The organism is Micromonospora sp. II (genome assembly GCF_001709195.1).
Lineage (GTDB): Bacteria > Actinomycetota > Actinomycetes > Mycobacteriales > Micromonosporaceae > Micromonospora > Micromonospora chalcea.
In genome coordinates this window covers 375,378-385,920 of the sequence record NZ_LYXF01000057.1, presented here as the reverse complement: position 1 = coordinate 385,920, position 10,543 = coordinate 375,378, and the positions used below count along the sequence as shown (strand labels likewise).

Annotated in this window: 12 protein-coding genes; 10 read left to right on the top strand and 2 right to left on the bottom strand. The window is 71.4% G+C overall.

The features are described from left to right. The first annotated feature begins 190 nt into the window (after positions 1 to 190). The 9 genes from A8711_RS25030 to A8711_RS24990 all read left to right on the top strand — a co-directional run bounded on the left by A8711_RS25030 (position 191) and on the right by A8711_RS24990 (position 8,220). Entirely contained in the window at positions 191 to 1,030 is an 840-nt protein-coding gene (locus A8711_RS25030; protein ID WP_233607746.1) for a replication-relaxation family protein, read from the top strand. Positions 1,031 to 1,499: 469 nt separating this feature from the next. Beyond that, the gene (locus A8711_RS25025) at positions 1,500 to 2,312 is read left to right on the top strand and encodes a hypothetical protein (RefSeq protein ID WP_176722872.1); all 813 of its coding nucleotides are present in this window, start codon (positions 1,500 to 1,502) and stop codon (positions 2,310 to 2,312) included. Between the two features lie 408 nt (positions 2,313 to 2,720). Beyond that, positions 2,721 to 3,557, top strand: coding sequence for a hypothetical protein (locus A8711_RS25020; protein WP_069089481.1), 837 nt, complete (start codon positions 2,721 to 2,723; stop codon positions 3,555 to 3,557). Next, on the top strand, positions 3,554 to 3,871 hold the full coding sequence (locus tag A8711_RS25015) for a hypothetical protein (protein ID WP_069089480.1): 318 nt from the start codon (positions 3,554 to 3,556) through the stop codon (positions 3,869 to 3,871). Before A8711_RS25020 ends, A8711_RS25015 begins: the two co-directional genes overlap by 4 nt. Before the next feature lie 259 nt (positions 3,872 to 4,130). Then, positions 4,131 to 5,282: an FAD-dependent monooxygenase gene (locus A8711_RS25010; protein ID WP_069089479.1), complete on the top strand. Its 1,152-nt coding sequence runs from the start codon at positions 4,131 to 4,133 to the stop codon at positions 5,280 to 5,282. Positions 5,283 to 5,314: 32 nt separating this feature from the next. After that, entirely contained in the window at positions 5,315 to 5,665 is a 351-nt protein-coding gene (locus A8711_RS25005; RefSeq protein ID WP_069089537.1) for an Lsr2 family protein, read from the top strand. A 177-nt stretch (positions 5,666 to 5,842) separates the two neighbouring features. After that, on the top strand, positions 5,843 to 6,841 hold the full coding sequence (locus tag A8711_RS25000; protein WP_069089478.1) for a hypothetical protein: 999 nt from the start codon (positions 5,843 to 5,845) through the stop codon (positions 6,839 to 6,841). A 96-nt stretch (positions 6,842 to 6,937) separates the two neighbouring features. Beyond that, complete coding sequence (locus tag A8711_RS24995) at positions 6,938 to 7,585, top strand: GGDEF domain-containing protein (RefSeq protein WP_069089477.1); 648 nt, start codon at positions 6,938 to 6,940, stop codon at positions 7,583 to 7,585. A gap of 38 nt (positions 7,586 to 7,623) precedes the next feature. Beyond that, complete coding sequence (locus A8711_RS24990) at positions 7,624 to 8,220, top strand: immunity 21 family protein (protein WP_369830128.1); 597 nt, start codon at positions 7,624 to 7,626, stop codon at positions 8,218 to 8,220. Positions 8,221 to 8,271: 51 nt separating this feature from the next. Here the strand turns inward: A8711_RS24990 and A8711_RS24985 are convergent, their stop codons facing one another. Then, complete coding sequence (locus A8711_RS24985; protein WP_069089476.1) at positions 8,272 to 8,790, bottom strand: hypothetical protein; 519 nt, start codon at positions 8,788 to 8,790, stop codon at positions 8,272 to 8,274. A 172-nt stretch (positions 8,791 to 8,962) separates the two neighbouring features. Beyond that, a complete protein-coding gene (locus A8711_RS24980; RefSeq protein ID WP_013284987.1) occupies positions 8,963 to 9,511 on the bottom strand; it encodes an aspartyl/asparaginyl beta-hydroxylase domain-containing protein in 549 nt (182 codons plus the stop codon). A gap of 659 nt (positions 9,512 to 10,170) precedes the next feature. Between A8711_RS24980 and A8711_RS31760 the strand changes: the two genes are divergently transcribed. Beyond that, on the top strand, positions 10,171 to 10,542 hold the full coding sequence (locus tag A8711_RS31760; protein WP_233607747.1) for a hypothetical protein: 372 nt from the start codon (positions 10,171 to 10,173) through the stop codon (positions 10,540 to 10,542). The last annotated feature ends 1 nt before the right edge of the window (position 10,543 follow it).

Sequence of the window (10,543 nt, the reverse complement as noted above, 5' to 3'; positions counted from 1 at the left end):
TCACCGAACTCAGACACCCTCCCTCGGAGGGACTCCTCTTCCGCTTGGAGCATCCACCGTGTCCACCAACAACTCCGTCTCCCGCTCGGCTTCTGCCCCTTCCTCCGCCTCTTCGCCTGGTTCCCGTTCGTCGTCTCGTCTTGCTCGTCTTGACCGGCTTCGTCGGTTGACCGCCCGTGATCATCAGCTGTTGCGGTGGCTCGCCGAGCACTACGTGCTGTCCACCGACCAGATCACCACGGCGCTGTTCCCATCGCGTCGCTCGGCCCGGCTCCGACTCGCCCAGTTGCACCAGATGGAGGCGGTCAGCCGGTTCGTCGACGTCACCACCGGCAGCGGCCAGTACCTCTACACCCTCGGCCCGCTCGGCACCGTGGTCCACCCCACCCAGTTCAACGACCCGAACCACGCCGGCGCCCGGGCCCCACGCACCAGCATCGACCGCACCGAACGCATCATCGGCAGCCGCCGCCTGCCCCACCTGCTCGGCACCAACCAACTGTTCATCGACCTGCTCGGCTACGCCCGCACCGACGAAAACGCCCGGCTGGCGCGGTGGTGGTCCGAACAGCACACCACCGCCGCCTTCGCCGCCGCCTCCTACGCCGCCGGCAGCGGCACCGGTGTCCAGCCCGACGGACACGGCATCTGGCACGCCGGAGGGCGCACCGTCGGGTTCTTCCTCGAACACGACAATGGCACCGAACCCCTCGGTACCGTGCTGCGCAAGCTACGCGCCTACGAGCAGCTCGCCCGCTACGGGCCCCGCTACCCGGTGCTGCTGCGCGTCCCCGGCCGCCGCCGCGAGCAGCACCTCCTCGACGCCCTCGCCGGGGTGCCCACCGCCATGCCCGTGGCCACCGGCCTCCACAGCGAGCACCCCGCCGGACCTGCCTGGACACTGACCACCGACCCCGGGCCGCGCCGCTGGCTGCACGAACTGCCCTGCGACCACGGCCCGGACAACCCGTCCACCAACCCGCACCGCTTCCCCGACACCGACCCCAGCGACCCCGACCCGGAGCCCTGACATTCACCTTCACCGCACGCGCAGGGGAGCCGTCCACCGCCGTGGGCGGCTGTGAGACCAACCGGATCTCACAGTCCCGCCGTCCCTCGCCCGCGTAATCGAGCGGTCGTCTGACAGTGCAGGTCAACGGCACTACTGACAATCATGACGGCGGCCGGCGCTGACAGATCCGGCCGCTACCTTCATCGGCACCACCTTCACCCATATATCGCTCCACCCGGTCCGGTCCCACCTCGGGAACCACCGCCGCACCTCACAGTGCGCTCTGCCCACCCGCCCTGTCGGCCGGTCGGCGCCCGCGCCGCGCGGCGACCCCCAGGTCGCACCGCACCACCCCGCACCATCCCGCTCCACCAGCAGCCCTCTGCTGCACCCATCCCTGTTCGTCCCGTGAGTCGACCCATGTACCCGGTGGGCCGGCCGCTTCCGCGCGCCCGACAACGCGCCCCTACCGAAGGAGGAACCCCAGATGACCGCAACCAACGGTGCCGCGACTCCGCTGAGCCGCTTCGGCACCCGCGTGCCGACGGTGACGCCCCGCCCGGGCCGCAAGCTCACCCCTGCGGCCACCACCGCCGCCACCACGGCACCCACCAGCCCGGTGGTCACGCAGACCGCGACGATCAACACCATGATCGTCTGCCTGCCCGACGGACTGCCGTCGCAGGCCCTGACCGCCACCCAGCTCGACCGGCACTTCGGCGTGTCCGGCACCCTGCAGCCCCGCTTCTGGGCCATCCCAGACATGTGGCTGTGGCAGCGACGCGACCTGGTCGCACCGCGCAAGGGACGTCCGGTGTACTGCGCCGGCGGACCGGTCAAGCTGCTCGACCTCGCCGCCATGCGCCACGCCGCCGGCGTCGGCGCCGGCATCCGCCATCAACTGTGGCAGCAGGTCGTGCACGGCACCCGGCCGGCCACCCCGTGGCCAACCCTGCTGGCCCGCCACCTGGCGGACCCCGCCCGCTACCCGCGCGAGCGGGCCGAGGCGGACTTCCACCAGCAACCCCGCGTCAACGCGATGCGGATGCACAACGCGGCCAGCTACGGCGCCGCCCGCCTCAGCCCAGGTGAGCTGGAGATGTTCCAGGCAGGCCCGATGGCCTACCAGCACTACAGCGCCACCACCGCCGTCTGTGGCGACGCCCTGCTCACGCCGGACGGGCACAAGCTCGCACCCGCGAGCGACGCCCTCACCCACCGGGTGACCTACCTCGAGCAGGCGATGCGGTACCTCGACACCGTCGAGCCCGACCAGCGGCTGCTCGCCGTCGCCCTGTAACACCACCGCACCGGAACCGGTCGGGCACCACCACCCATCCCCTGCTTCCCCGGGGATCGGCGGCGACCCGACCGGCTCCACGCAACTCCGCCCGCGCCGCGCCGACTCCTGGCCGCAGACGCAAGCTCTACCGCCGCGCCCCTGAGGCTTCCCGAGCCCTGCGACGCACACCCCACCACGACCAATGCGGCCACTGCCCCTACGCCACGTCCATTGCCACCTGAACCACGCCCGACCCGCTTCTGCGGGCCACGCGTCGTCGTACCCGCGGGCCAGAGCAGCGTGGCGTGGACTCGCTGCCGGCCCCGTGCGGGCACCGCCCGGCGCCCCGGGCTGGGGCGCCTCGCAAGCCCGGCCAGCGAAGCGGCCGACCTTTCCCTCTTCCACACATCAGGAGGTTTCCCCGCCATGTCCGATCGACTCTGGTTCCGCGTCGACGACGTCCTGTCGCTCGCCGCACACGCCGCCTCCACCGGCGCGCACCGTAGGACCCGGCAGCAGTACCGGGCCGGCGTCCCGGACCAGGCAGCGCTCATCTGGTCCCACGACATCGACGGTGACTGGTTGTCCTCCAACGGCGTCCCCCGCTGGTACGACACCGACGGCGCCGACCACCGCGTCCGCGCCGAAACCTGGACCCACACCGCCACCGGCGCCACCGGCAACCCGATCCCTACCGACGACGGACACGGATTCCTGCCCCTGCACACCGAACACCTCGACGGCCGCCGGGACCTGCTCGACCTGCTCCGCTACGCCCGCCGCCACGGAATGCGCTGGTTCGGGCTGCACCCGGACCCGGCGAGCGACGTCCGCTACCGCATCGTCCGCAGCCGCGGCGACATCACCCCGCCGCTTGCCACCTGGACCCCGGCGACCGTGACCTGCGACGTGGTCGGCGGCGGCGCCTACCGCGCCATGGTCGCCACCGGCTACACCACCCTCTCCCGCGCCGGGGTGCTGTGCCGCTTCCCTCGGTTCGCGGTGCAGCGCATGGCCGCCCACCTCGACGCCCTTCACCCCGGTGACATGTCCGGCGAGCATCCCCGGCTGCGGTTCGACGGCGACGAGGTCACCGTCGAGTGGGAGGACGACGACGGCCTGGGCAGTAGATGGGTCGAGGACGACCGGGTCGTCCCGGATGCCAACCGCTGCTACGCCCTCGGCGCCTACCAGTGGCCATGGACCCTCGTCGCGTCCGAGGCGACGACCCGCGCCGCCGACCCGGAGGGCCGGTCGCGGTGATCGTTGACGAGGTGTTCCATCAGCGCGGCCACGGCATCTACGAGCTGACCCGGGTGCACCACTCCGACGGGTACGTCCTGCGGGTGCGGGTCTGCCGCGACAGCTACGCCACGCAGAGCACGGCGGTCGCCGAAGTCCTCACCCCGCTGTTCACCTGGACGATCATCGCGAGCAGCCCCGGTAGTGGCTGGCACCGCACGACCCCAGCCACGCCCCCCGACGCGACACCGCTGATCACGGTCGCCGACGAGGTACTGCAGCGGGCCCGGCGGATCCTTCCCGTGCCGCCTCCGTTCACCACGCCCGGCCGCTAACCCGCCGAGACCACACCTTCCCGCGCCGCCCTGCCGGCCCGGTCGCACCTCGGCACCAGCGGACGCAGCCCGGGGCGCCGCGCCTTCCGAGCCTCCATCCGCCCGCCGCATCAAGGCGGCTGGCCTGTGTGTCCGCGGTCCACCGTCGCTGACCCGCCTTCTCACTGGCACCACCTGGCCGATGCCCGGCCACCCGCGCGCTCGCGCACACCCGGGCACGGCCGTGCCCGGGTTTCCCGCTCTTCAGAAGGGAACCCTCATGACATCCGCCACCAGGCCGTCCTCCGGTCGGCAGCCCAGCATCGCCGTCATTGGCGGCAGTATCACCGGCCCGGTCACCGCGCTGCTGTTGCTGCGCGCCGGATTCGACGACGTCACCGTCTTTGAGGCGGCGCCGGCGTCCGCGCCTCTGGGCGGCGGCCTCATCGGCCTGGAACACCCGGCCCTCGACGTGCTCGACCGCCTCGACATCGGCCAGAGCGAGTTCGTGGCCCACGACTCCGAGGCCATCGTCCAGATGACCGTCCGCGACCGCCGGCCGGCCGAGACGATCCGGCGTACCTATCCGGGGCGGAACACCACCTGGACGCTGCTGCACCAGGCGCTGATCCGCCGCCTGCCCGCCGGTGTCCTGCACACCGGTATGAAGGTCACGGCCCTGGTCGAGCAGGACGGTCGGCCGGTGCTGCGGTTCCGCGACGGCCACACCGCGGCCGCCGACCTGGTCGTGTTCGCCGACGGCCGGTCCTCCACCGGCCGCCGGCTGCTGAATCCCGAGCGGGCTCTGCGGTACGCGGGCTACGTCGCTCACCGCGGCGTCGCCGACATCGCCCCCGAGCCCGGGCTGCGGGATTTCCTGCGGTTGCAGCCCTGCCCGGGCGTGCAGTTCAACCTCGCCCCGGTAGCCGGAGGATGCGACTGGACCTTCTACCTCAACTGCACCAGCACCGAGTACGCGCAGCGGTTCGGCGCCGACCCCACCCGCCGGGTCTTCGCTCTGCCCCGGCACGTCAGCCCCGCCGCCCGCGCCCACGTCGACACCCACGCCGGCCTGCTCCTCCCGGCCGACCACGCCGCCGTCGTGCACGCCACCACCACCCGCATGGCTGTACCGGTCCTCGACATCACCGCACCGCAGCGCATGGTCTGGCCCGTCGGCGCCGGTCACGCCGTTCTGCTCGGCGACGCCCTCGCCCCCGTGCGCCCGCACACCGCGCGCGGCGCCAACAACGGCATCGAACAAGCTGCCGGCCTGGCTGCCGCCCTCACCCAGCACCGCAAGTACCGCGCTGACCTCACCGCCGCCCTGCACGGCTGGCAACGCAGACACCTGCCCGCCGCCGTCGCCGCTGTGCAACGCGGGCCCGTCATCGGCCACCAGCTCGGCCTCGGCACCCACCAGCCCGCCTAGTAACCCACCCAAGAGGAAAGGAGGTGGCCCTCGTGGCCACCAAGACCACCGCGATCCTCATCGACGACCTCGACGGCTCCACTGACGACGTCGCCACCTACCAGTTCGCCTTCAACGGCGTCACCTACGAAATCGACCTGTCCGCCGGCAACTTCGACCGGATGGCCGCGGCGTTCGGCCCGTTCATCACGGCCGGTCGGCGCCTGCCGAAACAGCCCCGGCCACCACGGCGGCAGGACGACACCGCGGCCGGCCGCACCCAGAGCCAGGAGATCCGCACCTGGTGGTGGACCGTGAACTGGCAGGAGCTGAACCTGCCCCAGCCACGAACCGGCGGCGTCATCCCCGCCGCGGTGCGCGACGCCTACCACGCCGCCCTCTGACCCCGGTCCCCGCCGTGCCGTTCGGCGGGCGATCACTGGGCGGCACACCTGGACGCGCCCTGCGGAGTCCCGCATTCCGGGCAGACGACTTGATCAACACCCGATCCGAAGCGTGCATCAGTGCACGCCTCACTCGCCGACCCCTGCCGAGGGCAGGAGAAAGGGGGCCACGCGCCCATGACCAGCACCCCCACCAGCACGACCACCGATACGGCCGCACCAGCGCCACTGGCGCCCAGCGTCGTGCAGGTCCTCGCCGCGCTGCACCGGCTCGGCGAGGCCACCGCCGCTGCCATCGCCACCGAGGCCGGCCTCGGCTACTCGACCACCACCCCGAAACTGCGCACGCTGGCAAGCGCGGGACTGGCCGAGCCGACCCGAAGCGACACCGGACCCACGCTGTGGCGGCTGAGCGACGCCGGCCGTGCGCATACCGAACAGGGCGGACACGGTGAGCCCGCAGCGGAGCCCGCTACCCGCGACACCGACACACCCGGTACCTCCGCCGGTCACGGTCCGATCGGCGACGACAGGCAGGGCACTGGGGAGGCTGACGACAAAGACGGCGACGATCGGCCAGCCGTTGAGGTTGCCGCCGACGGGCAGCCGAACGCCCTCCAGGAATCGGCATCGCCGGCTCCTGTTGATGCCGACGCGGTAGCCGAGGCGGCCGCTGAGGCCGAGGGCGCCGACACCGAGCACGGCGACGACAACGCCCGCTCGACTGCCGAGCTCGAGGTGTCAATCGCGGCCGACAGCATCGGCCAGGCCATCGGAGCGACGTCCGCAGCGAACGATGCGGACGCCGAACCGGCCACACCAGACGGTCTGCCTGCTGGCACGGCCACCGACAGCACCACGGGTGAACCCTTCATGGAAGCACCGGCCGCGCCGCCGACCACGCAGGCGACGGGCGAGGCGGCGCAAGCCCTTACCCGGCGGGCGTCGGGCACCCTGCGCGGCGCGATCCTCGAGGTCCTCGAGGCCAACCCCGGTCGGCAGTACAAGGTCAGCGAGCTGTGCAGGCTGGTCGACCGGGCCAACGAGGGAACCGGCGCGAAGAAGGCCAGCGCGGGCGCGGTCCACAACGCCGCCGTGAAGCTCGTCGGGACCGGGCGAGCGGTCCTGGTCGCCGAGAAACCCGCCACGTTCGCCCTCGCCGACCCGACCGCCTGACCGATCCCGCCCTGCCGGTAGCCCCGGAGGCGGGCGTCGAACTTCCCGGAACCACGCCCGCCCCCGGTGCTCCTTCCATAGAAAGGAGCGTCCGAAGTGTCTCCCATCCTGACCTCGATCGTCACCGCCGCCGGTGGAGTCCTCGCCGGTCTCGCCCTCGCCGCGGCCTTGCTGTGGCGCCAGCAGCAGGCGCTGGCCCGCGCCCGCTACGCCGCCGGCCACGACGACACCACCGGCCTGCCGAATCGGCGGGCCCTGCTCGCCGCTCTCACCCGCGCCACCCGCGCCGATGCCCCGTTCGGGCTCGTCCTGCTCGACCTCGACGGCTTCAAAGCCGTCAACGACACTTTCGGCCACGAGGCCGGCAACGACGTCCTCACCGAGGTCGGCCGGCGGCTGGCCGCCCTGCGAGGGCCGGTGCGCCTCGCCGCGCGCCTGTCCGGCGACGAGTTCGCCCTGCTGGTCGACGGCGGCCCCGACGACGTCGCCGCCGCCGCCCGCGCCGCCTGGCGGGCGGTCGGCCGCCATTCCGTCGACCTCGGCGCGCACACGCTGACTCTGCGCGCCAGCGTCGGGCATACCAGCGCCGCCCTCGGCGTTAGCCCGCGGGCCCTGCTGCACCAGGCCGACACCGCCATGTATCAGGCCAAACAATCCGGTGCCGGAGTCCATGGCGCCACCGCCACCAACAGCCGCACCGGACCGCCGCCGGGTTCCCGCCCGCGGGACCTGCGTCGCCGCTAACCGCTCACGGACACCGAAGGGGGTCGCCCGCCGACGACGTGCGCGAGGACAACGTTCTGCCGCGTCTCGGCGGGCACTCGTGGATCGCCGTGGCCTGGCAAGATCGCGACGGGAGGTCGGGGTCATTGCGGTACACGTGGGTTTCGTCGGCTGGCGGGCCGCTGCTCGTCGCTCCGCAATCGGCGCTGTCACTGTGGAGCGGCGCTGATGGCACGGATGGACCCGTGGAGAGCTGGGGGGACTACGGCCGGGCGTGCGCGATCGACGGTTACGTCGGCGTGGTCGCCGTCGGTCAGCGGCAGGCGCTTGTTCTGGGCGATGAGCCGGCAATGACGACGTACCTGTCCTCGGAACGGCTGTTCCTGCGGTGGGCAGCGGCGTACGAGGAAGACGATCTGGTGAGCGCTGCCCGCCGAGCGGTACGTGATGGCGTGGATTGGGACGCAGATGAGGATGTCCGTTGGGTGGTGGACGGGCCAGTTGTGATGTTCGATTCGGCGTGGCCGGGGGCGGAGTTGGAGCCCGACAACCACCTCGTGATCGATCTCTGCCCGGGCGAATACCGGGTCCGTGCGACGTATCGCGCCGATGGTGACACCTGGATGGTCCTCGTTCAGCTTCAACCCGTGTCATGAACTCGCACGCTTTTGCCCCTGACCACCTTGCCGTCGATTTCGGAGTCGCGCTCAGCTCAGACGGTGTCGGCGGTACTGCGGGGAGATCTCGCCGACCTCGATCCCGTTCTCGTCCAGGGCGTTGTAAATCGTCAGCCAGTCATCGGCGAATCGCAGACCCAGGGCCACGCTGCCGTCCGCCAAGTCGCCCCCGACGTACTCCAGGAGCTCCACCGCCGTCAGGCGCTGCCCGTGTCGAGCAGCCAACGACGCGGGAGCATCGTCGCGCCACCGCAGGCGAAAGCCATCCGATGTCGGCCATACCGGCGCCCGGGTCACGTCGATCATGCACCAGGTGATCGAGATGTCGTCGAACTTCTGATGGTTGATCTCCAGGCGTTCCTCATCGAAGTCGAGCACCATCGGGCAGTCGGCGAACCACGAATCGTCGTCGTCATCCCAGACCACCCAGGTGGACGTCAACCTGCGGCCCACGAGGCCCCGTAGTCGCTGGGCGTGACGGCTGGCGATGTCGGATATTCCGTGGCGCCAGTCTGGCTGGTAACCGGGGATCCCGAAGTTGAACGTCATCGAGGCAAGGTAGTCCTGGTCCGGGCAGCCAACGACACGGCATCTGGGACTTCCGCGTAGGGCGCTGCGCGTAGCGTGACGTCCTCAGGTGTTGCAGTGGCCTCGTATGCGGTCGGATTCTTCGAACCGGCAGGATGAAGCAGGGCCGCGGAGCTGGGCCGGCCTGTCTCGCTCATCCGCCGCGCCGCACGAAGCCTGCCACCGAAGCCGGCAATTCGTCTTGCGGCATGTCCTCGTAGCCGGGACGGGCGAAGTCGAACAGAAGCACGATGCGGTCGCTGGAGCCGTAGTTCCACGCCTCGTGCGTGACGGTGTCGTCGAAGACGAGGCTCTCGCCCTCGCTCCATTGCCGGGTCTCGTCGCCCACGCGCAGCGCGCAGTCCTCTGGCACGACCAGCCCGAGGTGGGCGCGGTAGACGGTCGTCACCCATCCCTGGTGGGGCTTGATGTGGGTACCAGGAGCCATTCGAGAAAACCCAGCGGTCGTCAGGTGAGGGACCTTCGTCAACGCGGAGGCAGTGTGCGGGCACGCGTCGAGCGCTTCCTCGATCCGTTTCCCGAAGGCGACGAGGCCGTACACGCTCCAGCCCTGGCCGTACATCTCGCGTTGCACCCACGGCTGATAGGTCTCCCGCGGCAGAGCAAGGCACTCGTCCCGGATGACCTCCCACTGTGCCCGAAGATCGGCCAGGAAGGGAAAACGCCGCTGATCCACGAACATGAGACAGCATGATGCACCAACGAGGGGCGATGTGGGCTACGGCACCGCCTCGTGTAGGCGGTCGTGGCAATGGCCCTTGTTCACAGCACTTACAGCTCTAGCCGCACGTTCATGCACGTTCCGGTCACCGGCCCACAGCGGCCGGTTGCCAGCGAGTAGCAAACCTGGGCCGGTGGCCGGCCGTCGCCACCGCCGGCAAGGCTTCGCGCCTCGACCGCTGCACGTCCGGCGTATCCGGCTCTGCTCCGGAACTCAGCCGCCGACACCGATGACGCCCGACGACGGCATCCATCGCGCCTTCATCGACCCGCTCGGCGACAGCAACGGCCAGCCGTCTCCCGGCCGCTGCTCACCACCGTCGACCCCACCCGCGTGCGCCGTGATTGCGCGCAGACCACCCGGGCGGTGACCCTCGCTGCTGTGAGGGCCGGTGACCCCTCACCTCGTCCAGCACGACTTGACCTCGGTCAAGAGATGAGCGTCGATCAGCGCTGGTCGTCGTCTGTCGTCCGGACGTCAGCATTTCCCAGAGCCCTGGCGTGTGTCGGGCGGCGACCGTGCATGCCCGCCATCCGTCGACCGAAGGGCCACCCGCCATGGCACACCCCGCACACCCTGAGGACCGCAGCCGGCGTCCCAGCGACCGCACCGCGCTACCGGTGGACGTCACCGACAGGCTTCTGTGGGCGCTCGCGGTCGACGTCGCCGCCGCCCACCAACCGGGACCCGACGGTGCCTGCACGAACCTGCAGTGCCGCGGACAGCAGGGTCCTTGCTGGGCGCTGCGCACCGCCCGGCGCGCCGAACAACGCGCCCGCCGCGCCGCCACCCTCGCCCCGCCGCCTTCGCCGGGTCCGGCCGCGATCGCACGCGGGCGCGCCCCGGTTCCCGCCATGCCGCGTCGCTTGACCGGCTGGTTCACCCCGGCCCATCCGCCGGCACCTGTGATGCGGCCTGCGTCCGTACCGGGCGCGGTGCCGCCGGAATCCCGGCTGGACCGGCGTCCACCCGTGGCGGCGTCGGCCGCCTGAG